Annotated in this window: 23 protein-coding genes; 17 read left to right on the forward strand and 6 right to left on the reverse strand. The window is 38.4% G+C overall.

Features of this window, described 5'->3' with window-relative positions:
* The first annotated feature begins 113 nt into the window (after positions 1–113).
* From murA to ACQKNC_RS17510, 11 genes are all read left to right on the forward strand, one after another.
* On the forward strand, positions 114–1,427 hold the full coding sequence (gene murA, locus ACQKNC_RS17460) for a UDP-N-acetylglucosamine 1-carboxyvinyltransferase (RefSeq protein WP_427426019.1): 1,314 nt from the start codon (positions 114–116) through the stop codon (positions 1,425–1,427).
* Positions 1,428–1,786: 359 nt separating this feature from the next.
* The gene (gene spoIID / locus ACQKNC_RS17465; protein ID WP_427426020.1) at positions 1,787–2,671 is read left to right on the forward strand and encodes a stage II sporulation protein D; all 885 of its coding nucleotides are present in this window, start codon (positions 1,787–1,789) and stop codon (positions 2,669–2,671) included.
* Positions 2,672–2,708: 37 nt separating this feature from the next.
* Entirely contained in the window at positions 2,709–3,377 is a 669-nt protein-coding gene (locus ACQKNC_RS17470; RefSeq protein WP_427426021.1) for a peptidoglycan DD-metalloendopeptidase family protein, read from the forward strand.
* Between the two features lie 412 nt (positions 3,378–3,789).
* A complete protein-coding gene (locus ACQKNC_RS17475) occupies positions 3,790–4,050 on the forward strand; it encodes a sporulation transcriptional regulator SpoIIID (protein ID WP_427426022.1) in 261 nt (86 codons plus the stop codon).
* 405 nt (positions 4,051–4,455) lie between these two features.
* Positions 4,456–5,451, forward strand: coding sequence for a rod shape-determining protein (locus tag ACQKNC_RS17480; protein ID WP_068986217.1), 996 nt, complete (start codon positions 4,456–4,458; stop codon positions 5,449–5,451).
* A gap of 21 nt (positions 5,452–5,472) precedes the next feature.
* The gene (locus tag ACQKNC_RS17485) at positions 5,473–6,306 is read left to right on the forward strand and encodes a flagellar hook-basal body protein (protein WP_427426023.1); all 834 of its coding nucleotides are present in this window, start codon (positions 5,473–5,475) and stop codon (positions 6,304–6,306) included.
* A 24-nt stretch (positions 6,307–6,330) separates the two neighbouring features.
* On the forward strand, positions 6,331–7,170 hold the full coding sequence (locus tag ACQKNC_RS17490) for a flagellar hook-basal body protein (protein ID WP_427426024.1): 840 nt from the start codon (positions 6,331–6,333) through the stop codon (positions 7,168–7,170).
* Between the two features lie 47 nt (positions 7,171–7,217).
* Entirely contained in the window at positions 7,218–7,502 is a 285-nt protein-coding gene (locus ACQKNC_RS17495) for a DNA-directed RNA polymerase subunit beta (RefSeq protein WP_427426025.1), read from the forward strand.
* Between the two features lie 50 nt (positions 7,503–7,552).
* The gene (gene fabZ / locus ACQKNC_RS17500; protein WP_053484429.1) at positions 7,553–7,996 is read left to right on the forward strand and encodes a 3-hydroxyacyl-ACP dehydratase FabZ; all 444 of its coding nucleotides are present in this window, start codon (positions 7,553–7,555) and stop codon (positions 7,994–7,996) included.
* A 203-nt stretch (positions 7,997–8,199) separates the two neighbouring features.
* Positions 8,200–8,583 (forward strand): hypothetical protein, encoded by a 384-nt coding sequence (locus tag ACQKNC_RS17505; protein WP_427426026.1) that lies wholly within the window; start codon positions 8,200–8,202, stop codon positions 8,581–8,583.
* Between the two features lie 109 nt (positions 8,584–8,692).
* On the forward strand, positions 8,693–9,112 hold the full coding sequence (locus ACQKNC_RS17510; protein WP_427426027.1) for a hypothetical protein: 420 nt from the start codon (positions 8,693–8,695) through the stop codon (positions 9,110–9,112).
* Here ACQKNC_RS17510 and ACQKNC_RS17515 read toward each other — a convergent pair.
* The 3 genes from ACQKNC_RS17515 to ACQKNC_RS17525 all read right to left on the reverse strand — a co-directional run bounded on the left by ACQKNC_RS17515 (position 9,043) and on the right by ACQKNC_RS17525 (position 10,782).
* Entirely contained in the window at positions 9,043–10,044 is a 1,002-nt protein-coding gene (locus ACQKNC_RS17515) for a nuclease-related domain-containing protein (RefSeq protein WP_427426028.1), read from the reverse strand. The genes ACQKNC_RS17510 and ACQKNC_RS17515 overlap by 70 nt on opposite strands.
* 10 nt (positions 10,045–10,054) lie before the next feature.
* Positions 10,055–10,255 carry a hypothetical protein gene (locus tag ACQKNC_RS17520; RefSeq protein ID WP_427426029.1) on the reverse strand — a complete coding sequence of 67 codons (201 nt, stop codon included), beginning with the start codon at positions 10,253–10,255 and terminating at the stop codon, positions 10,055–10,057.
* 101 nt (positions 10,256–10,356) lie between these two features.
* Positions 10,357–10,782, reverse strand: coding sequence for a YwpF family protein (locus ACQKNC_RS17525; protein ID WP_427426030.1), 426 nt, complete (start codon positions 10,780–10,782; stop codon positions 10,357–10,359).
* A gap of 310 nt (positions 10,783–11,092) precedes the next feature.
* Between ACQKNC_RS17525 and ACQKNC_RS17530 the strand changes: the two genes are divergently transcribed.
* Positions 11,093–11,515 carry a single-stranded DNA-binding protein gene (locus ACQKNC_RS17530; protein ID WP_427426031.1) on the forward strand — a complete coding sequence of 141 codons (423 nt, stop codon included), beginning with the start codon at positions 11,093–11,095 and terminating at the stop codon, positions 11,513–11,515.
* 259 nt (positions 11,516–11,774) lie between these two features.
* Here ACQKNC_RS17530 and ACQKNC_RS17535 read toward each other — a convergent pair whose 3' ends face one another.
* Complete coding sequence (locus tag ACQKNC_RS17535; protein WP_427426032.1) at positions 11,775–14,537, reverse strand: DEAD/DEAH box helicase; 2,763 nt, start codon at positions 14,535–14,537, stop codon at positions 11,775–11,777.
* Complete coding sequence (locus ACQKNC_RS17540; RefSeq protein ID WP_427426033.1) at positions 14,534–16,108, reverse strand: hypothetical protein; 1,575 nt, start codon at positions 16,106–16,108, stop codon at positions 14,534–14,536. The genes ACQKNC_RS17535 and ACQKNC_RS17540 overlap by 4 nt, the downstream gene beginning before the upstream one ends.
* Before the next feature lie 199 nt (positions 16,109–16,307).
* Here ACQKNC_RS17540 and ACQKNC_RS17545 point away from each other — a divergent pair, with 199 nt between their 5' ends.
* Together ACQKNC_RS17545 and ACQKNC_RS17550 are read left to right on the forward strand one after the other, a co-directional pair.
* Positions 16,308–16,781: a transcriptional regulator gene (locus ACQKNC_RS17545; RefSeq protein ID WP_427426034.1), complete on the forward strand. Its 474-nt coding sequence runs from the start codon at positions 16,308–16,310 to the stop codon at positions 16,779–16,781.
* A 203-nt stretch (positions 16,782–16,984) separates the two neighbouring features.
* Positions 16,985–17,833, forward strand: coding sequence for a flagellin (locus ACQKNC_RS17550; protein WP_427426035.1), 849 nt, complete (start codon positions 16,985–16,987; stop codon positions 17,831–17,833).
* Here the strand turns inward: ACQKNC_RS17550 and ACQKNC_RS17555 are convergent.
* Positions 17,830–18,501, reverse strand: a complete 672-nt coding sequence (locus ACQKNC_RS17555) for a hypothetical protein (RefSeq protein ID WP_427426036.1) — start codon at positions 18,499–18,501, stop codon at positions 17,830–17,832. The two genes, ACQKNC_RS17550 and ACQKNC_RS17555, sit on opposite strands and share 4 nt — an antisense overlap.
* 169 nt (positions 18,502–18,670) lie before the next feature.
* Here ACQKNC_RS17555 and ACQKNC_RS17560 point away from each other — a divergent pair, with 169 nt between their 5' ends.
* From ACQKNC_RS17560 to ACQKNC_RS17570, 3 genes are all read left to right on the forward strand, one after another.
* The gene (locus ACQKNC_RS17560) at positions 18,671–19,627 is read left to right on the forward strand and encodes a nuclease-related domain-containing protein (RefSeq protein WP_427426037.1); all 957 of its coding nucleotides are present in this window, start codon (positions 18,671–18,673) and stop codon (positions 19,625–19,627) included.
* Between the two features lie 295 nt (positions 19,628–19,922).
* Positions 19,923–21,194, forward strand: coding sequence for a nucleotide sugar dehydrogenase (locus tag ACQKNC_RS17565; protein WP_427426038.1), 1,272 nt, complete (start codon positions 19,923–19,925; stop codon positions 21,192–21,194).
* Positions 21,191–21,907, forward strand: coding sequence for a WecB/TagA/CpsF family glycosyltransferase (locus tag ACQKNC_RS17570; RefSeq protein WP_427426039.1), 717 nt, complete (start codon positions 21,191–21,193; stop codon positions 21,905–21,907). The genes ACQKNC_RS17565 and ACQKNC_RS17570 overlap by 4 nt, the downstream gene beginning before the upstream one ends.
* The last annotated feature ends 22 nt before the right edge of the window (positions 21,908–21,929 follow it).

Raw genomic sequence — 21,929 nt, forward strand, 5'->3', positions numbered from 1 at the left:
CGAGCATAAGAAAAGTTGTACTATAGAGTTGTTTGTTTACTGATTATGACATTATACTTCTTTTTAAAATAAAAATTTGATAGGTTAATAGATTGAATTCGGAGGGACATAGGGTGGAAAAAATAATAGTGACTGGCGGCCAAAAGTTACAGGGGAAAGTACGCGTAGAGGGCGCAAAAAATGCGGTGTTACCAATCCTAGCAGCGGCTTTACTTGCTTCTAAAGGAGAAAATGTAATTAAAGAAGTCCCTAACTTAGCAGATGTCTTTACAATAAATGAGGTACTGAAAAGTCTAAATGCGGCAGTTACATATATACCAGAGGACAATACAGTATATATAGATACAACAAAAGAACTTTCTAGTGAAGCTCAATTTGAATTTGTCAGTAAAATGCGTGCATCGATTTTAGTGATGGGTTCCTTACTTGCTCGAAATGGCTATGCCCGTGTTGCTTTACCGGGGGGCTGTGCAATCGGTTCCCGTCCAATTGAGTTACATTTAAAGGGCTTTGAGGCTATGGGAGCAAAAATCTCTTTTGGTCATGGATATGTAGAGGCGAAGGCAGAAGGACGTTTAAAAGGCGCAAATGTGTATTTAGATTTCCCTAGCGTTGGGGCAACAGAAAATATTATGACAGCTGCAGCCTTAGCGCAAGGAACAACTGTGATTGAAAATGCAGCGAAAGAGCCTGAAATTGTTGATCTTGCAAACTTTATTAATAGTATGGGTGGTCGTGTTATCGGTGCAGGTACGAATACAATTCGTATCGAAGGAGTCGATACATTATATGGAACAGAACATCATATTATTCCTGACCGAATTGAAGCTGGCACATTTATGGTTGCAGCAGCAATTACAAAAGGGGATGTAACGATCGAAAATGCTGTTCCTGAGCATATGACAGCATTAATTGCGAAGATGCGTGAAATGGGTGTTGAAATTACTGAGCTAGATGAAGGAATCCGTGTACGTGCTCCTAAAACATTAAAAGCTGTTGATATTAAAACAATGCCACATCCAGGCTTCCCAACAGATATGCAATCTCAAATGATGGCCTTAATGTTAACTGCTGAAGGTACGAGTATTATTACGGAAACGGTTTTTGAAAATCGTTTTATGCATGTTGAGGAGTTCCGTCGCATGAATGCCGGTGCTAAAATAGAAGGACGTTCTGTGTTTATCGAAGGGCCTGTAAACCTTCAGGGTGCTGAAGTAATGGCGACTGATTTACGAGCTGCGGCTGCACTAATTTTAGCAGGTCTTGTATCTGAAGGTGTGACTAGAGTTACAAAACTTCATCACTTAGATCGTGGTTACGTCGATTTCCATGGCAAATTGGCTGCACTTGGCGCAAATATTGAACGTGTACCAGTTGAGGAAGTTATCATTAAAGAGAAAACAACTGTTGAATTACCAACAAACTAAATAGATTTCTAAACCCTTTGCTTAAGAGCAGAGGGTTTTTCTTTGTTAATGTAACTGTAGATTTTTTGTCTGGTGTCGGATGTATATGAGCGATTTGGGACATTTGTTCTGTTTTAACGGAACGATTTCGAGATTTATCGGAACAATTTTATATTTTATCGGAAAGATTCTAAGATTTATCGGAATGATTTTTGTTTTTATCGGAACAATTTCTAGCTGTCGTTACACTTCGCACAAAAACTTTATATCGAGGCTTACTTCGCCAACATCCACATATTTTGAAGAGTTTCAGCATATTATTCCTTATGAAAAAATGGATAATGAGTATAGGCATAATTTGTTTGATTGGAGCATTATATATGCTTCCTGTGGCATTTGGTGAGAGACTTACGGTTAAAGAGGATTCGCCTGCAACAACAGAGCAAGCTTGTGAAATATTCATAGAAGTGGAGGGACAACAGGAGAAAATCCCTTTAGAAACGTATGTAACTGGTGTGGTAGCTGCAGAAATGCCTGTGTCATTTAAAAAAGAAGCTTTAAAGGCGCAAGCTATTGCAGCAAGGACATACGCGTTGCAATCGACAAATTACGGTAAAATAGCTATCGCTCCTACTGTTGCTAGACAAGTTTTTTACAATAAGGAGCAAAGAAAAGCGAATTGGACTAGCAATTTCCCGGGGAATGAAAAGAAAATTGTCGAGGCTGTTAACGAAACGAAAGGACAAGTTCTTCTATATAATAATGAATTAATTACGGCAATGTTTCACTCTACTAGTAATGGGAAAACAGAAAGTGCTTTCGATTTTAGTGGCAATGATGTACCTTATCTACAAAGTGTTGCGAGTATTTCGGATCTATCATCACCAAAATTTTCAGCGACGAAAGAATGGACATTAACTGAATGGAATGCACTGTGGCCAGTTAAATGGCAGGCAAGTGATTTCAACCGTGTACAGTTCTTTATAAATGACTCAGGACGTGTTGAGCGCATGAAGTTAGGTAAGAATGTGTGGTCAGGACGAGAAGTTCGAACACTTTTGCAAATACCATCAACTGATTTTAAAATTTCATATAACCCCACTACTGGAAATGTACAGGTGAGCACAAAAGGATACGGACATGGAGTAGGAATGAGTCAATATGGAGCAGAGGCTATGGCAAGTGATGGGAAAAGCGCTGCCGAAATTTTACACTATTATTATCAAGAAATTGAGATAAAAAAGATAGATGCATGTTTAAAATAACTTCTAGTTGTTCACACTGCAACTAGAGGTGATGAAAATGAGAGAGGATAAAAATAGTAAAACTTCTCACAATCAACAAGATGAAAAAGTTCAATTACAGAAGAAACCGTGGTTTTGGCCGGCTGTTTACGCTGGTGGCGCTCTAATGCTAGCAGGTTTGCTACTTGGATACAATAGTCTCGTATCAAAGGTAGAAGAGGCGCCGTCACCAAATGTAGCAGAAGTAGATTCAGGTCCTGTAGTTGAAACAAATGCAAGAACAGAAACAATGAAGTACCCATTCAAGGAAGCGAATCTTAGTAAAATTCAAGTTTCACAAGAGTTTTATGAAGTAGAGGCTAATGCAGAGTCGCGTGAAAAAGCACTAATGGTATTTAATCAAACATTTACGACATCTTCCGGTATTACTCTTTCTATGAATGGTGAAGAATTCGAAGTACTTGCTGCTTTAAGTGGTAAAGTAAAACAAGTAAAACTTGATGCATTTACAGGCAATAAAATTGTTATTGAGCATGCAGATGGTAAGGAAACACATTACAGCTCTGTAAAAGACATTGCTGTCAAGGAAGGCGATGAGGTAACACAAGGTCAAGTACTTGGAAAAGCGACTGACAATGAGTGGAACCAAAGCGCTGGCGTAAACTTGCATTTTGAAGTACTAGAAAACGGGAAATATATTAATCCGAAAAAATTACTAGCATTTTAATTTATTTCAGTAGAAGTCTCTCACCTCTATAGGTGGGAGACTTCTACTGGTTTAAGACACTATTCAGCGAGTATCCAAAAAACTGCTGAAATAGAGGAACTCAGGCTAAGAACTTCACATTCTGTAAAAGCGCCTGATTGACCACCATCGTGTCGCTTTCGCGCTAAAAACTAAAGACTTCGGACGTAATTATGCCGAGGTATGATAGTAAAATTTGTAGATTTCAAATATAGTAAATGATAATTTACAATTGGAGAAACGAATACTAAAAAATGCATAAAAAATCAGTAATATATCGTGAAAATGTAAAACGTGTTCTGAATAGCTTTGTCCTTACATAAGGTGAAGAAATGCGCAGACGTGCATCTGATGCCAACGCCATTTGTGAAATTGTGTGGAAAGGACGAAGAACGTGCACGAGCACATTCGGAAGCGCTGCATACGCCTCGGTGAGTTATTGATTGAGACGCGTGAAACTGTGCGTGTCCTCGCGAAAATGACAGGTTTTTCAAAAAGTACGGTGCATAAAGATTTAACAGAGAGATTGCCAACAATACATGAAGGATTAGCCGAGCAAGTGAAGGAAATTCTCGCTTATCATAAGGCCGTACGTCATATTCGTGGAGGAGAGGCAACGAAAAACAAGTGGAAAGAAAGAGCGAGTCAAGATTGATTCGTTCTTTTTTAAATGCAAAGGACAAGCTAGATTCTTATTTTTAATTTCCTACATATTAAGAATTCTAAAAAAACCCCTAATAAAAGGCCATTCACCATAACGTAAGGTTGATTTCTGTTCCTCTATCGCTGATCCCCAAGGAGTTGCCCAGTAGGAACAAAGATCAACTTATTCACTAACATATGTTTAAAAAAATGTCATCTAAACTTTCGATGAAGAACCATATAAAAAAATGTTTAAACAATTTCTTCTTTTCAATCACTGTTCATATAATTGAATGGAATGCAGTTCTATTCACTAAAATTAGGTGAAATTACCAAAAGGATATGATAAAATATTCTAGATAAACAGATAAAAATGAACGTTATGTAGTTGGAACTGGCGGGAAGGAGAAATAATAAAATGTTTTCTAAAGATATAGGCATTGACTTAGGAACTGCGAACGTATTAATACACGTTAAAGGTAAAGGAATCGTCTTAAATGAACCATCTGTTGTGGCGATTGATAAAAAAACAAATAAAGTATTAGCGGTAGGGGAAGAGGCTCGCCAAATGGTAGGGCGTACACCGGGGAATATTACTGCAATTCGACCACTACGAGATGGCGTTATTGCGGATTTTGATGTTACAGAAGCTATGCTAAGACATTTCATCAATAAATTAGATGTAAAAGGATTTTTAGCGAAACCACGTATTTTAATTTGCTGTCCAACAAACATTACTAGTGTTGAGCAAAAAGCTATTCGCGAAGCTGCAGAAAAATCAGGTGGAAAAAAAGTTTACTTAGAAGAAGAACCAAAAGTTGCAGCAATTGGTGCAGGCATGGATATATTCCAACCTAGTGGTAATATGGTAGTCGATATTGGCGGTGGAACAACAGATGTAGCAGTTCTATCAATGGGTGATATTGTAACGAGCGAATCCATTAAGGTTGCAGGAGACGTTTTTGATAATGATATTTTACAATATATTAAAAAAGAATATAAATTGCTAATTGGTGAACGTACTGCAGAAGCAATAAAAATCACAATTGGTACAGTCTTTAAGGGCGCGAGAAACGATTCAATGGATATTCGTGGTCGTGACATGGTGACAGGTCTACCACGTACAATAGAAATTCACTCTGAGGAGATTGAACGTGCATTACATGAATCGGTTGCTATGATTGTCCAATCTGCAAAAAATGTTTTAGAAAAAACGCCACCAGAGTTATCAGCTGATATAATTGATCGTGGGGTCATTATTACTGGCGGTGGTGCATTACTACATGGAATGGACCAGCTATTAATAGAAGAGTTAAAGGTACCTGTGTTCATTGCAGAGCACCCTATGGATTGTGTAGCAATTGGTACAGGCATTATGCTTGAAAATATTGATCGAGTGCCCGCATCCTTATAAAAATATAATGAGGTGATTCCTTTGTTTAAAGGGTTTTATACAGTTGCAACTGGTATGATTGCACAACAAAGACGAACAGAATTACTAACTAATAATTTATCAAATGCGAATACACCAGGGTTTAAAGCAGACCAATCAACAATTCGGTCATTTCCCGACATGCTTATGTCAAGTGTAGGAAAAACGAATGCACCTGCTAATCAGCAAGCAGGCTCTCAATATATGAGTCAAGTTGGTGCATTAAATACAGGAATTTATATGCAAGAAACATTGCCAAATTATATACAAGGCCAAATCTATAGCACAGATTTCCCGACAGATATGGCTTTGATCGATGGAAACTTACCGCAAAATGAAGATGGCACTACTGGATCTATTTTCTTCCGTTTAGCACATCCAGAGGGTGGCGAGGCATACACACGTAACGGGAATTTTACATTAGATGGTCAAGGCTATTTAGTAAATCCACAAGGACTATATGTGCTATCAGACAGAGGTCAACGCATCCAGCTACCGAATGATGATTTCCGCTTAGATGAGAACGGTGCAATTTATGTTAATAATCAGCAAGTAGCTCGTGTTGGAGTATCATTTTCAGCGAATCCGAACATGCTACGTAAACAGGATAATGGGTTAATTCGAACAGAAAATGGTGAGAACTTACCTACAGCTTACGGTGCCAATGGCGTATCCTTTACACTGCGTCAAAATTATCTAGAGGGCTCAAACGTAGATTCTAGTCGCACAATGACGGATTTAATGACAGCTTATCGCGCTTTCGAAGCTAACCAAAAAGTGTTACAGGCTTATGATCGCAGTATGGAAAAGGCTGCCAATGAAATCGGAAAAGTATAATAGGCGAATAGGAGACGTTTAATCATGCTACGTACAATGATGACTGCAACAAACACAATGGGGCAATTACAAAATAAAATTGATACAATTAGTAATAACATTGCCAATAGCAATACACTCGGCTTTAAATCACAAGAAGCTACATTTAATGAAATGCTTTATCAGCAATTTAATAATGACAAGCAAGATCGTGCTGTTCGACAATCACCTGTTGGCATTCGTTATGGTTCAGGTGCAATGCTTGGACAAATCCAATCAAATCAAAAGCAAGGCTCTCTACAAACAACAAATCGTGACCTTGATTTAGCTTTTACAAAACCAAAGCAATATTTCAATATTTTGATGCCAAATGGTGAAAATGGCACAAAAACAGTGTATACTCGTCAAGGTGACTTTTATTTATCACCATTAAATAATGGAACAGTAATGGTTGTAACTGCAGATGGATATCCATTGGCAAACTCAACAGGACAAGCTATTACATTACCGGATAATGTGAAAAGTTTCGCGGTCCGTAATGGGGGCGTATTAGAGGCATTAGACTCAAATGGAAATACTATTCGTACTGATTTAGCAGTGACAGAGTTCCAAAAGCCACAGCTAATGGAGAAAGTTTCTGGCTCCTATGTTGGATTGCCGAATAACCTAGCTCAACTTGGATATACACAAGCTGAAGTTATCACTGAATTACGAGGAGCAAATCGTCAGCAAATTGGCATGCAAAGCGGGTCGCTAGAAATGTCGAATGTAAATCTTTCAAAGGAAATGACGGATTTAATGCAAACACAGCGCTCTTATCAATTCAATGCTAGAGCTGTAACTTTAGCAGACCAAATGCTTGGGCTCATTAATGGTATTCGATAGTAAATTCGTTATTACTGTTTAGTTAGGAATGAAGAGGAGTACAATCTATGACAAACGATTCAAGTCGAGGTTCTATGCAAACAAAAGCAACCGATACGCCACCAGAAGAGAAGGAACACGGCTCAAATGGAGAGCAACAAGAGGTTCGATGGGTGCAAATACGGCTGATTCCGATTTGGTTACGCGTTGTACTTATTATCATCTTAGTTGTTGTTGCAGCAGTTTTAGGTGCAATGTTTGGCTATAGCGTGATTGGACAAGGTAAAGCCATGGATGTTTTTAAACCCGAAACATGGCAGCATATATTTGATATTATGAATGGTAAAGAATAATTTTATTCTTTACCATACTTTGTGTTTACATATTTTAAGGGGGAAAAGAAATGTTAACAGCAGAGCAAATTCAAGCAATTCTACCACATCGTTATCCATTTTTATTCGTTGATCGTATCGTTGAATTAGAAGAAGGTAAGCGTGCAGTTGGTTTAAAAAATGTCTCTATGAACGAGGACTTTTTTAATGGGCACTTCCCAGGCTACCCAGTAATGCCAGGCGTTTTAATTGTAGAGGCGCTAGCACAAGTTGGTGGAGTAGCATTATTAAATGCAGATGAATTCAAAGGTCGTCTAGCTTTCTTAACAGGTATTGATAATTGTCGTTTCAAGCGCCAAGTAGTACCGGGAGATCAACTTCGATTAGAAGTAGAGTTCGTGAAACTACGTGGAGTAATGGGCAAAGGTCATGGTGTAGCGACAGTCGATGGAGAACTAGTATGTGAAGCAGATATTTTATTTGCAATTGGACCTGAGCAACCAAAACAGGCGTAATTTGCAATTATAGGCTAAAAGATATAAAATAATTATGTCGAATAATGTCTTTACTGTTAATCTTTCAATAGTTTATCTTTTGTGACATGAATGCAGTAAAAGAAAAGAATGTCATTTTATAAAAATGCAATGGCGTTATGTTATTGTGAATTGAAATACATGTAATTTTAGTTTTGTTTTTAAAACGTAGGAGGATTATATAGATGTATAAGGAATTGTCTTCAGGTGTTAAAATTAGCATTACACGTTCGATTTCAACATCTTTTGAATCATACTTAGCAAGTATTGATTGGAAAGAAGAGCGCTTTTCTATGGAAGACTTCATTGCTAGCTGGCAAACTTATTTTCAAGATAATGCCGCATGGATCGAAAAAATCCCAGCAGATGTTTTGATGAGTACTGAATTCCATGAAGAGATGGCGCAAAAAATCGATGAAGTAATTGCAAAAATTTTAAATGAAGAACCAACAGATAAGCAAGTTGAAACAATCGATGCCTTGCAAAAAGAGCTAGATACAAATTATAGCTACAACTGTAAAGCAGAAGCAGCATACATTGAACAATTGTTAAAAGAAAAACAAAAATAGTTTGTACAAAAATCGGATAGTTCCCTCCTTTCCCGGGCAATCTATGTAGGATCACAAATGCACACGTTGTATTTGATGACATAGCACCGAGGAGAGGAGGTTTTTTTCTATGTGGAGAATGTCATTTTTGGCCATTATTCTTGCTGCTTTATTCCTTGGAGGTTGTAACTGGGGAAACAAGGCTGTTGAAACAAGACCGGTGGAGAATGTTAAACACGACGTTCGCCGAGGTGTAGAGGACGTTGTAGAGCCGACTAAAAGAAATGATGTCTACAATCGTGACGTAAATGGTGTTAACCGTAACACTGTTCTTCCTGAAGCTACAACACCAGGAACTACAGCACCAGGAACTACTACACCAAGAACTACAACACCAAGAACTACAACACCAGGAACTACGACAGTACCAGGAACTACAACAGTACCAGGAACAAATACTGATTTAAATGGTACAAATGGTTATAACAACGTTCCAAATGCTAACGGCGTCGTTAAAGAAAAGGTCGTTGAAGAGAAAGTTACACGATAATATAAAAAAGAGTGTTTCCAACCAATGGAACACTCTTTTTTTTTATTTCGAATTCGCGTGAAAGGGGGAATATACCTGTGAAGGGGGGAGTGAATACCCGCTGCAAGAGGGAAATACCCGCGAAGAGGGAGTGAATACCCGCGGCAAGAGGGAAATACCCGCAAAGAGGGAGTGAATACCCGTGCGCGAGAGAAATACCCGCGAAGAGGAAGTAAATACCCGCTGGCAAGAAAAATACCCGCGAAGGTGAAGTGAATATTTCTAAGTAAACGATTTGCAGCATCGCTAGAAGGAATATCGAAAAATTCACGTAACTGTTTGTTGGTTATTGTTGGTCTAACTAAGTATCGATAATCTTGTAAGGCTTCAGCAAAAATTTCTTCGCTCGCATACTGACAGTACGAACATATCCAAATCCCGCGCGAATAATGCATTTGAGACTTGTATTGGCATTTCGGACAAAGCACGCCTCTGCGAAATCGTGATGAATCAATAGAAGCCGGAAGTTTTGATGGCTGATGTCTACTAAGGAATTGTTGAGCAATTTGAGTTAGTTGTGCATCACTTAAAATAGCTTGTGTATATTTTTCAAAAAGGGAATGAAGATGTGTTTGAAGTCCTGAAACATGGAAAATCGGAATTGTATTTGGATGACTTGCTATGATAGTAGAGGGGTTTGAAATGATAACCGCACCCTCAATGGGGAGAGAATAGTTTTGGTAAATAACTTTAAGAAATTGCATATGTCGTTGGGTTTGAGTAATTGCATTGGGAAATCCTTCGACAGTTCCATCTGGCTTCGTTCGAATACATTGATGAGTAATATCGTCAAAATCAAGACGTCCGTTAATATTTTTTATTTCAATAACTAGCATAAAATTACTGCAAATGAAAAGTGTGTCGAGTTGATGTGAATGTTGTGCAGAGTTCATCAGAATTAAATTATGTAACACTAAAAAAGTATAGGGACATTACTAATTCAAGCCATTCACGGTCAACTTTCCTTTCACCAGCATAGCCAGCATCGAATCTTCGAAATTGCTCATTATAATAGCTAAAATCAGGGTCCTCTTCGAACAACCGTCTCTTTAAAGCCTCAAGCCACAATAATTTTAAAGGCTTTTCTCTAATAGCGATATTCAAGTGTAGTTACCTCCTATAATTTTTACATCGTATTTTACCTTAAAATCTCTACCTGTCCAATAAAAAATAACGATGCAATTTTTTGCATCGTTAAATCAAGTTCAATCATTTTTTAATTTTGGTCGTTCTTTCATATCGTGTGAGAAGCGGTCCAATAGCTTATCTAAAGTAACTCCTTCAGCTAGTAACTCGGCTAGTAATTGCTCGGCATATTTTGAGCGTTTTGTCTTTAAAGTCCCTTTTAAAAGAACAGAGATGTGCTCGCCAATTTCTTGAACTGTATGTACGACAACCTGGAATGGAGCAGGCTCATTATCTGGAAATGAAATAACTACACGTACATTAAAGATAGTAGCATTCGTTAAAAGTTCATCGAAAGTTGAACGATATTGTCGGTCCATAAACAGTTCGAGAATCCAAGATTGATGGCTGTTTTCCTGATTAATAATAATACCATCGACTAAAGGGAAAGGTTGTATGCCGTCTTTTGTGACAATGTCAAAGGAAAGCATTTTAAATGTTTTCATTATGTAATATCCTCCTAAGTCGGTCATCCTTTTTAGTATAACATATTCAATTAGCCCTGTTTACGATAGGGTCAATGCTGTATTTTCGCACAATCTACAAAAACAGCGAAATTGCATATTTCAACAATTAGCTTTTGCTATTACAGTGAAAAGCATTCAGCCCGGAAAATCATTAATTAATTGAAAAGTAAAAGCCTCAATATATCCAATTTATGATTAAAAACTAAGGGAAATGATAAAAATCGACTTTTGCCAATGCGGGATTAATTTTTGTAAGATGAGAGCAATCAAAAGTAAAGGAGGTGAATCAATGAACCAAGTCGGACTGGTTGGAAGGTTAACAAAGGATCCAGTGTTACGGCACTTATCTGAAAATCGCGTGCAAACACATTTTTCCCTAGCCATAAATCGCAATTACAAAAACAGTCGTGGGGAAGTCGATGCTGACTTTATTCTTTGTACAGTATGGGGAAGGCTTGCAGAGCATATCGTCAAATATTGCGGAAAAGGCTCATTAATTGGGGCAAATGGTCGTATTCAATCAAGATCATTTATAAATGAAGAAAGCACAAAGGTTTTTATAACGGAAGTAGTCGTAGAAGATGTCCGATTTTATCAGCTTAAGCCAAGGGATAGTGACGGTTCTATTGTGTTACCAAAGCCACCTGATGAGCAGGACAGCTTAAAGGATTTTGTGCTACCTGAGGCAGAAGTACAATTACCAGTAATATAGCAGTTTTAAATGGTACATACGGGGCAAGTGACAAGTTGTCTGATCCGCCATTTTCCTTCTATTTACTTGCACCGTAATCAATTTAGAAAGGAATGATGTATACCTTTTCATAACGCAGTTCATTGCTGAAGACCGCACAGCAATGAGCATTTTAAACACAACTAAATATTAATATGAAGTAAGTAGGGAAGAAGTAACGGCAATATCCACTGAAAAAAAGCGCCAAGAACTTTGGGCTCTTGGCGCATATACACTTTTTTTAATAATCGAGCTTCATTAAATCGCGAAGTTCGTGATCTTCTAACTCAGTTAACCACTGACTTGATTGAATAAGTTCTTCTGATAAAGCAGATTTCTGGGCCAACATTTTATCGATTTTCTCTTCGATGGTACCAATTGTCACAAACTTATGCACTTGCACAAATTGTGTTTGACCAATTCGATATGCACGGTCTGTCGCTTGATTTTCAACGGCTGGATTCCACCATCGATCTGCGTGTAATACATGATTTGCAGCTGTTAAATTTAGCCCTGTTCCACCTGCTTTTAAGGAAAGTATAAATATTGGGAAAGCTCCTGCCTGAAAAGCTTCTACTAAGCGGTCACGCTGCTGCTTAGGCATTGCACCAGTTAAGAACGGTGCATCAATATTATATAATTCACTAAAACAATGCTGTAGTAATTGCCCCATTCCAATATATTGTGTGAATATGAGGCACTGCTCGCCGTTGTCTACGATTTCTGTAGTCATTTGCACAATACGTTCTAATTTCGTAGAACGATTTAGCATTGATTCGGCATCCTCGAAAGGTTCTTTTAAATACAAGGCAGGATGATTACATAATTGCTTTAACTTACTGAGCATCTTTAAGACGCGTCCCTTTTTTTGAAAGCCTGTTAATTGTTCCAGCTGATCGAGCGTCTCTAATATATATCCTTCATAGAGGGATGCTTGCTCAGTTGTTAATGGGCAATACTCATGAGACTCTTGTTTATCTGGTAAGTTAAGCTGTAAGTGTGGGTCACGCTTTGTACGTCGCAGTAAAAACGGTTGAATTTTTGCACGTAGCTTCTGTTTATGTGACTCTGACTCATCTCGTTCTATCGGTAAAATAAATTCTTCGTTAAAGCGACCGAAGCTACCTAAATAGCCTTTATGGATAAAGTCAAAAATTGCCCATAGCTCTGATAAACGGTTTTCGACTGGTGTACCTGTTAAAGCAATATGATGCGTACCATGTAATTTGCGAATAGCCCTTGATTGTAGCGTTTGCATATTTTTAATATTTTGAGCTTCATCTAGTACAACTGTTGCCCATTCGACTTCCTGTAAAAACTCAGCATCTTGTGATACCGTTCCATAGGTAGATAAAATCACATGTGGTTTTTCTCTTGCTACTAGCTGTTTAAAAACATCCTCCTTTGCTCGATTCGCCTGATAATGCGTATGCACAGTCAAGGAAGGAGCAAAACGAGCTAGTTCCTTTTGCCAGTTGCCTAGCACTGACGTAGGACAAATAATTATGGATGGCTTTGTATCCTCAATTGTTTCATAAAGATGAAGCAGATATGAAATAAGCTGAACGGTTTTACCAAGGCCCATATCATCTGCTAGACATGCACCAAAGCCTTGTTCTCGCATGAAGACGAGCCATTCAAAGCCTTCATGCTGATAAGGGCGTAATTCAGCCTGCAAAGATGTAGAGATTGGTACTGTTGGAAGCCCTTTTTTCTCCTGAAGCTGCTCCATATAGGATTTAAGCGATTGTTGCAATTCAAATGCAAAAATCGGGTCATCTCGCATTTCATCATCGGCATCCTCTTCTTCAAGAGGTAATGATAAATCCTCAGGTAGCTCACGAAATAGCAATTCGCGAACGGTCCAGCTTTCATCCTCTGCTTGCTGCATCAATGTACGCATTTCATGCATCCAGTTCGCATCGACTCGAAACCATTCAGTACCAATACGAATGAATTCGCGTTTCTCATCCACAAGCTTTTTAAATTGCTCAGGTGAAATGGACTGTCCATTCATAGAAAACTGCCATTTGAACGTTAAAATATCATCTAATCCAGCAACCTTCTTTGTCGCTACATTACCAGTGCTTACACGAACACGCATTTTTGATTGTTTTAAATCTTTTAGCCAAGCAGGTAATACAACGTCAAAGCCGAGTGCCTGTAATCTTGCTAAATCCTCACGTAAAAATGTTCGAACTTGTAAATCCTCAAGCATAATACGAATGAAAATATCACTAGATAAATCTTCAATAGAAAGAAGATCTACAATTTGCCCTTGTTGTTGTTCAATAGCATCAGCATACATTTCCCATTTTGCTGGTAGAGCTTTAGCAATTGGTAGTGACTGCTTTCGCATAGCAGGCGTCCAGTAGTTTTTAGTTGTAGCCGTGCTAAGTACTGTTTCTAAAAGCCAAACATCAGAATCTTCCTCAGGCTCACTTAGACGTAGGGAGACAGTAACTGCACCTGCTTGTCGTTCCTGCTCTAATGGCCAGCCACCACGCAAGAAAAATGGCATTAGCTTTGGCAAATCAGACAGTACAAGACCTGCTTGTGCTAGTTTTTGGTGCACTGCCACTTCTAATAATGCTGTATCTATATCGTCTATAGGGAATGTAAGCGAAGAAAAATCATCGGCAATAACTGCGTATGACCAGAGCGAGGACTCCTGCCAATATGTTTGTAATGCCGACGCTTTTTCTAGCCACTCCTGACTTTCTGTATTCACGCCTTGCCATTCAATAAAAGGATGCAAATAGCGCTGTGAAAAAATATCAAGGAGATCAGAAGTTGAAACTTCAACCGTAAGTTCTGAACGATTGGTTAATAAACCATAGACATTCGCTTCATAGTTAAAAAATAATGAAGAAATGAGTGAGTCTGCTTCTATTGCTGCACCATCAGCAGTAAATCCCTGTAACGTAAAATATCCTTCCTGTGCTGCATTAATACGAAGCTGTAGTTTTTTTGAAAACGGGGAAGGAGCATTATAAGTTATCATACTAAGTTTCCTTTCTCAATTTCTTCCTGTAATGCACGAAGTCGTTTATACTCTGCACGAATTGTTTGCATATATGTTTCAAAATAAGCAGTTTTACCAGCACGCTTTGCTGCACTGCGCATACTTTTCCAGATTCGTACAGCCTGCTTATAGTTCATCCGTGATTTTTGTGTAATTTCAGCCATGGCGTATAGATGGTATAAGGGCAGTACTGTTGCTGGAGAAACCTGAAGCACATCCTTTAATCCACACATTTCTAAATAAGAAAGAGAGGAGAGATTTAACTGATGGAGGGCTGCCCATTCACGATAGCGTTCTTTTTTAATAAGAAAGAACGAAAACGGTTGTAGCCCGTAAACGCCAAATGCACTATATAATGTAGCTTCTTCTTCCTCCGTTAGCTGCATGTCTTCATATAAAAGCTGAAATTGCCGTACATATTGAGCACGTTTTACAACTGGCACAGTTTGCTGTAAAAAGACTTCGGTAAATGGTAACATCGCACGTAAAATAATTGACTGTGCATGTGATTCGCTAGCCCGTTTTGCAAAAGTAGCCAGCTCAAATAGGTCCTGCATATGTTGTACATCAATATGTGCAATGCTGTCCTGTAATAAACTTTCTTTTTGTAGCAGCACATAAAATAGTAGTTGTAATGACTGCAAGGATATCTCAGGTGAAGGATTCTCAAGGTTATTTATCAGTGCTAATTCCTGTTCACGACGCGGCTTCTCGTAAAAAAGCACTGCCCAAAGCAGCATATAAATTTGTAGTCGTTCAGCAAACAATCCTTGTCGTTCGAATAAACACTCTCGCACTAATTCCTGAATTGCATCATAAAATGGATCAGTAGCAAAAAGTCGTGATCGACCAGTCAGCTCCGTCAATATACTTTCGAATGATTGAACACTTTGATCAATAAAATATTTCATATAAGGAGAATCCAACGAATGTCCTTTTGTTTCATTTAAATGGCGCCATATTGTATTAAAGATGGATAGCTCCATGAAAAGCTTATAAAGTGGCTGCCACTCGCGTTCGAAAGGCATATGCCGTTGAAGTCTCTCTAATGCATCTGTCCGTATAGCAGAAAGGCCATACCCTTCTAGAATACGCCCAGGTGGCAATAAACGTTTCATGACTTCATTGACCATCAATTGCCAGCTTTCTGGACTCCGCTCATCTGCCAATGATTTTAATTGCACTGATTTTTGCGCACGCCAAGCACTCGACCAATTTTGCACCGAGTCAAAATACTGATAGAGGGCAAGCAATGCGCCAACCTGATGTCTGCACCATTTCAGCTGAGGACAGTTACAGCTCAACTCCTCTTTGGCAAAATCAATTTCTACAGAGGCAGGTCTGACATCCTGTACGCTTGCATATAATATAGAACTTGCTCCATTAAAACGTTCAAAGACAACTGATTTGTTCCGCACTGAAAAAACAGCACGACGCACTAGCTCTTCGTCTTCAGTAGAGGAAGGATGTAACGCCTGTTCAGCTTCCTGTAATTTGGCAAGGATAAATTCTTGATGTTCCTTAGCTAATTGGGCAATAGACAATGCCATAACCTCACTCCTTTCAAAATGTATAGCTAGTGGACATTTAAGTGATGAAGGAAAAAAGACTGTCCTTCCATTATACGATTAAAATGCGTACATGATAAGCTGAATGATTCGAAAGAAAAAAATCAAGGAGAAGATAGTTAACAAGATAATTAATATGTGTTAAAATCTGAATAATCAGATAAATAGGGAGGGATGAAGGATGATGCAAGTTCAATATATGAAGCCATTTTACACAAAAATCACAGGAGACAAACTACGTCTCGTGTTTGCTTATCAATATTTCTCTATTTTAAAAGAGAATGAGATTTTCCATTTCATTCCCATCGAAGGTAAAGAGATGATTATCAACTTGAATACACAGCAAATTGAAAATATATCTGAGGTATTTGTTTTCCAAAAGGGGAATCGCTTTATCCGACTGCCATTATATCAATTATTATTAATTACAAATGTTCATGAGCATCTAACACCGATTCTTGAAAGTGCAACACCTAAGCCTCAGTTACCACTTGTTTCATCAGTGACTGTTGGCGAAGTAGATCAACTCATTGCAGAATTGGAGCAGAAAAACATAGATTATTTAATCGACCAGGCATTACTAGATAATAATAAAGCTCTATTTTTTGAACTTCTACAACAAAAGAGCCATCAACTCGGAGGTTTCGAAAATTGAATACACGGTATTTCAATTAAGCACCTACTTTTCACATGTGAGAAGCGGGTGCTTTTATATATATATGGGTACAAAGTCTAGATTGCGAAAATGAATTAAAAATCATTACTATATATAACCTATTAAATTAGAATACATTACCAAAATAAACTAAAAAAAATAGAACGTAGACCGATATAAATAACAATAGGGGTGGTGAAATTATGCTAGGAAAATGGTCAGCAACAGGATTGTCAATTTTAAATAATATGAATAGACATTACGATGCAATGAGCAAGGCCATGCTTCGAATATCCTCAGGCTACCGCATCAATAGCGCTGCGGATGATCCAGCAGGACTTGCAATTTCCGAAAAAATGCGGGCGCAAATTCGCGGACTGAACATGGGGGCGAAAAATATCCAGGATGGTATTTCACTTGTTCAAACAGCAGAGGGTGCACTAAATGAAACACATGATATGATTCAGCGCATGCGCGAGCTCGCAGTACAGGCGTCCAACGACACATTAACGGATAGTGATCGTAAGAAACTCGATTTGGAATTTCAGGAATTAAAAAAAGAAATCCAGCGCATCTCGAAGGACACTGAGTTTAATACAAAGACATTACTAAATGGGGATTATGCTGCAAACGGTATTAAAATACAGGCAGGTGCCAACTCAGGTCAAAGCATCGAACTGTTTATTAACGATATGGGTGCTGGAGCACTTGGCTTGGACGGTAACACATCCATTGCAACTCGTGAGGATGCCAATAAAGCGATCTCCACAATGGACGAGGCTTTAAAAAGTGTGTCAAACGAGCGCTCAAGACTAGGTGCCTACCAAAATCGCCTAGAGCACGCATACAATGCGAACGTAAACACGGCAGAAAACTTACAAGACGCCGAATCTCGCATTCGTGATGCAGATATCGCAAAAGAAATGATGAATATGGTAAAATCACAAATTTTAATGCAGGCAAGCCAATACGTACTAGCAATACACATGCAACAAGCACAATCAATCCTAAAACTACTCGAAAGCGGAACAATGAGGAATCCCCGATACTAAAGGTGATTCCTTTTTTCGTTTGGATTGTGATAAAAGTGAAGTAATCGCCGATAAAAAGAGACTATCGCTGATAAAAGTGGAACAATCGCTGATAAAGCAGAGAAGATCGCTGATAAAAGTGCAATAATCGCTGATAAAAGTGGAGTAATCGCTGATAAAAAGAGACAATCGCTGATAAAAGTGGAGAAATCGCTGATAAAGAAGACAACATCGCTGATAAAAGTGCAATAATCGCTGATAAAGAAGAGACCATCGCTGATAAAAGTGGAACAATCGCCGATAAAAAGAGACAATCGCTGATAAAAGTGGAGTAATCGCCGATAAAAAGAGACCATCGCTGATAAAAGTGGAGTAATCGCCGATAAAGCAGAGAAGATCGCTGATAAAAGTGGAACAATCGCTGATAAAGAAGACAACATCGCTGATAAAAGTGGAGTAATCGCCGATAAAGAAGAGACCATCGCTGATAAAAGTGGAACAATCGCTGATAAAGAAGAGACAATCGCTGATAAAAGTGGAGTAATCGCTGATAAAGAAGACAACATCGCTGATAAAAGTGGAACAATCGCTGATAAAGAAGAGACAATCGCTGATAAAAGTGGAGTAATCGCTGATAAAAAGAGACAATCGCTGATAAAAGTGGAGTAATCGCCGATAAAAAGAGACAATCGCTGATAAAAGTGGAGTAATCGCTGATAAAGAAGAGACAATCGCTGATAAAAAATGAAAACCGCTGATTAAATCGCAAAACCGCTGTTAAACGTGCTATAATCGCTGAGAGGATCCAATAATAGCTAATGAACCTATGAAAATTTAAATAGAAAAGGAGAGAATTGATTGATCATAAAATCCTACGCACCATCACCGTTGACCAAAGGACTTCAAGCACTTGTGACTCGGTTGCACCCCACGCACCCACAATATCAAAATTTTCAGCAGGAACTTAAAAATAAAGAAGCTGGTGATTTTGGTGAGCAGTATGTTATGAAGGAACTACAGCAAATAGCACTACTCAATGATTGCTACATTCTCCACAATGTAACACTTCCCTCTGCTTTACCCATGCAAATTGATATTTTACTCATTATCCCCAACGCTATTATTCTATTAGAAATTAAAAATATACGAGGAACGGTACATTTTAAAAATGACCCCCGACAGCTCATTCGTACATCGGATTCTGGAGAGGTTCATGTTTTTACGCATCCTGAAATACAGCTTGAACAGTATATTCAAGGTATGAAACATTTCTTAGACGCTCAACATGTTTCGATACCTATTTATGGAGCCGTTGTTTTTCCTTTTAATAATGCAAATATTCATCGAGAGGAAGGACGATTGCCAATTTTAATGGCAAAAGAGCTACCGATATTTCTGCATAAACATTTAGAGAAAAGTAAAGAGACGAAAACAATGGCAGAAATCAAAAACATTATTTTGTCACATTTGCGTAACAGAACTCCATTTCCACTTTGCCAGTACTATCAAATTGATGCCTCTGCTTTGCAACGGGGTGTTTATTGTGAAAACTGTGGTAGGTTTGGGATGCAGAAATTGAAAATAGGTTGGCATTGTCAGATGTGTCAACATCGATGTCGCGATGCTCATGTACAGTCGCTAAAAGATTATTATATGCTTGTAGGTGAGACGATAACGAACCGTGAATGTCGGGATTTTTTGATGATTGAAAGCGAGCATGTTGCAAAACGTATATTACAAAAATTACAGTTGCCACGTGGTGGATCTAATAAAAATTCAAGGTACAAATTGTCTGGTTTATATATGAATCGCTGATAAAACCAGCATAATCGCTGATAAAACCAGCATAATCGCTGATAAACCTTGAGAATCGCTGATAAAATCATTATAATCGCTGATAAATCCCAAAAACCGCTGATAAACACGCTCAATTCCGCCGCTAACTAACAAAATTTTTGCTAATCGGACACAGAAAACAGCTTTGAAATAACAAATTGATTCACACTTTCCCTTGAAAGATGTATACTATAATGCAGAACAAAAATGCAGCATGCATTTAAAGAACATATAATATAACTACTCGTTTTTGAAACGGAAGGAAGAATAGAGAATGACGAAATCAATTTGTGTCGTTGGACTTGGTTATATCGGATTACCAACGGCTGTAATGTTTGCCAACCACGGCATAAAAGTACATGGGGTGGACGTAAACCCAGCAGCAGTAAAAAGTATTCAAGAGAAAAAACTTCATATTGAAGAAAATGGATTGCAAGAGCGCCTGAACAAAGCAGTTGATGAAGGTTTCTTAACGGCGTCAACGACACCACAGGAAGCGGACGTGTTTATCGTTGCTGTTCCGTCGCCAATTAATCCTGATAATACAGCGAATTTAGAATATGTACGTCAAGCTACGGCTTCTATCGTGCCATTCGTGAAAAAAGGTGACCTTGTCATTCTTGAATCGACAGTACCACCGAAAACTGTAGAGAACATTATGCTACCAGAGTTGATCAAGGCTAATCTTGAATTTGGTGTAGATTTATTTGTAGCACATTCACCAGAGCGTGTTATTCCAGGTCGTATTTTTGAAGAATTAGTGAACAACGACCGTATCGTTGGTGGTATTGATGAGAAGTCTGCACAAATGACAAAAGAGCTTTATCAAACATTTGTGAATGGAACAATCCACCTTACAGATGCAACAACAGCTGAGTTAGTAAAAGTAATGGAAAACACTTACCGTGATGTAAACATTGCGTTTGCCAATGAGCTTGCAAAATTAGCAGAGAAGCTAGACGTAAACATTTGGGAAGCCATTAAATTTGCGAACTATCACCCACGTGTAAATGTTCACTTCCCAGGTCCTGGTGTAGGTGGTCACTGTATCGCGGTTGACCCTTGGTTCCTAGTTGAGCTAGGTGGCGAGACAGCACAACTTATTCACTTATCTCGTAATACAAATGATAGTATGCCAAGCTTCACAGCACAAAAAACACAAGCAATTTTAAATCAAAACAAAATTGCTGGTGGCAAAGTAGCTGTTCTTGGACTAGCCTTCAAAGGTAACGTAGATGACATGCGCGAAAGTCCATCTACAATCGTTATTGACGAGTTACAAAATCTTGGATTAGAAGTTATTTCATACGATCCACACATTAAAGAAAACAAACATGCTACACAAACACAAAGCTTAGAAGAAGCAACAAAAGATGCAGATATCATTGTTGTTTTAACGGACCATAATGAATTCAAAGCATTAAACGCTGCAGAAATTACAGCAAAATCAAAAATTGTCTTCGATACGAAAAACTGCTTAAAACGCGATAATTGGGAAGAAGCAGGCTTCCAGTTCCACCTTTTAGGAGATGCGAAAAACCGATGAAAGAAACAGTACTTGGCATCAATGTCAATACGGAAGGCTACGATGAATTAATGGAGATGGCATTCGAGCGTATTGAAACAAAACAAAAGGCGCTCGTTGTTGCCATCAATCCAGAAAAAATTATCAAAGCAAAAGAAGACCCTGCTCTAAAGAAGCTGCTTAACGAAGCGGAATTTCAAATTCCAGATGGTATTGGGGTTATTCTTGCTTCCAAAATTCAAAAAGGGCAAATTCGTGAACGTGTTACAGGCGTCGATATGATGATGAAGCTTTGCGAGGAAGCGGCAAAACGTGGCAAGCCTATTTTCCTTTATGGAGGGAAACCAGGTGTAGCAGATGCAGCAAAAGCAAAGCTAGAATCATTATTTCCTTCTATTAAAATAGCCGGCACACAGGACGGCTATGAAAAGGACGAACAGAAGGTACTTGACCGCATTAATGAAGCACAACCTGATTTACTTTTTGTAGCAATGGGAAGTCCAAAACAAGAAAACTGGATTAATGCAAATCGCGATCAATTGCATCCAACCATTTATCAAGGCGTGGGTGGATCATTTGATGTGCTTGCAGGTACAGTTAAACGTGCACCGGAGATTTTCCAAAAATTTGGCCTTGAATGGTTTTATCGTTTAATGAAAGAACCGAAGCGTATCAAGCGTCAAATAGCACTTCCATTATTTTTATTGGAAGTGGCAAGGCAGAAACGGCAATAATTTTTAAAAATGGTATTGTTGT

The organism is Lysinibacillus sp. NPDC094177, assembly GCF_050279145.1.
GTDB lineage: Bacteria > Bacillota > Bacilli > Bacillales_A > Planococcaceae > Lysinibacillus.

Excerpts from the sequence above, each read along its gene's own strand:
- spoIID (WP_427426020.1), top strand. The coding sequence starts at position 1,787 with ATGCTTCCTGTGGCATTTGGTGAGAGACTTACGGTTAAAGAGGATTCG.
- ACQKNC_RS17470 (WP_427426021.1), top strand. The coding sequence starts at position 2,709 with ATGAGAGAGGATAAAAATAGTAAAACTTCTCACAATCAACAAGATGAA.
- ACQKNC_RS17480 (WP_068986217.1), top strand. The coding sequence starts at position 4,456 with ATGTTTTCTAAAGATATAGGCATTGACTTAGGAACTGCGAACGTATTA.
- ACQKNC_RS17490 (WP_427426024.1), top strand. The coding sequence starts at position 6,331 with ATGCTACGTACAATGATGACTGCAACAAACACAATGGGGCAATTACAA.
- ACQKNC_RS17495 (WP_427426025.1), top strand. The coding sequence starts at position 7,218 with ATGACAAACGATTCAAGTCGAGGTTCTATGCAAACAAAAGCAACCGAT.
- fabZ (WP_053484429.1), top strand. The coding sequence starts at position 7,553 with ATGTTAACAGCAGAGCAAATTCAAGCAATTCTACCACATCGTTATCCA.
- ACQKNC_RS17505 (WP_427426026.1), top strand. The coding sequence starts at position 8,200 with ATGTATAAGGAATTGTCTTCAGGTGTTAAAATTAGCATTACACGTTCG.
- ACQKNC_RS17510 (WP_427426027.1), top strand. The coding sequence starts at position 8,693 with ATGTGGAGAATGTCATTTTTGGCCATTATTCTTGCTGCTTTATTCCTT.
- ACQKNC_RS17515 (WP_427426028.1), bottom strand. The coding sequence starts at position 10,044 with ATGAACTCTGCACAACATTCACATCAACTCGACACACTTTTCATTTGC.
- ACQKNC_RS17525 (WP_427426030.1), bottom strand. The coding sequence starts at position 10,782 with ATGAAAACATTTAAAATGCTTTCCTTTGACATTGTCACAAAAGACGGC.
- ACQKNC_RS17530 (WP_427426031.1), top strand. The coding sequence starts at position 11,093 with ATGAACCAAGTCGGACTGGTTGGAAGGTTAACAAAGGATCCAGTGTTA.
- ACQKNC_RS17535 (WP_427426032.1), bottom strand. The coding sequence starts at position 14,537 with ATGATAACTTATAATGCTCCTTCCCCGTTTTCAAAAAAACTACAGCTT.
- ACQKNC_RS17540 (WP_427426033.1), bottom strand. The coding sequence starts at position 16,108 with ATGGCATTGTCTATTGCCCAATTAGCTAAGGAACATCAAGAATTTATC.
- ACQKNC_RS17545 (WP_427426034.1), top strand. The coding sequence starts at position 16,308 with ATGATGCAAGTTCAATATATGAAGCCATTTTACACAAAAATCACAGGA.
- ACQKNC_RS17550 (WP_427426035.1), top strand. The coding sequence starts at position 16,985 with ATGCTAGGAAAATGGTCAGCAACAGGATTGTCAATTTTAAATAATATG.
- ACQKNC_RS17565 (WP_427426038.1), top strand. The coding sequence starts at position 19,923 with ATGACGAAATCAATTTGTGTCGTTGGACTTGGTTATATCGGATTACCA.
- ACQKNC_RS17570 (WP_427426039.1), top strand. The coding sequence starts at position 21,191 with ATGAAAGAAACAGTACTTGGCATCAATGTCAATACGGAAGGCTACGAT.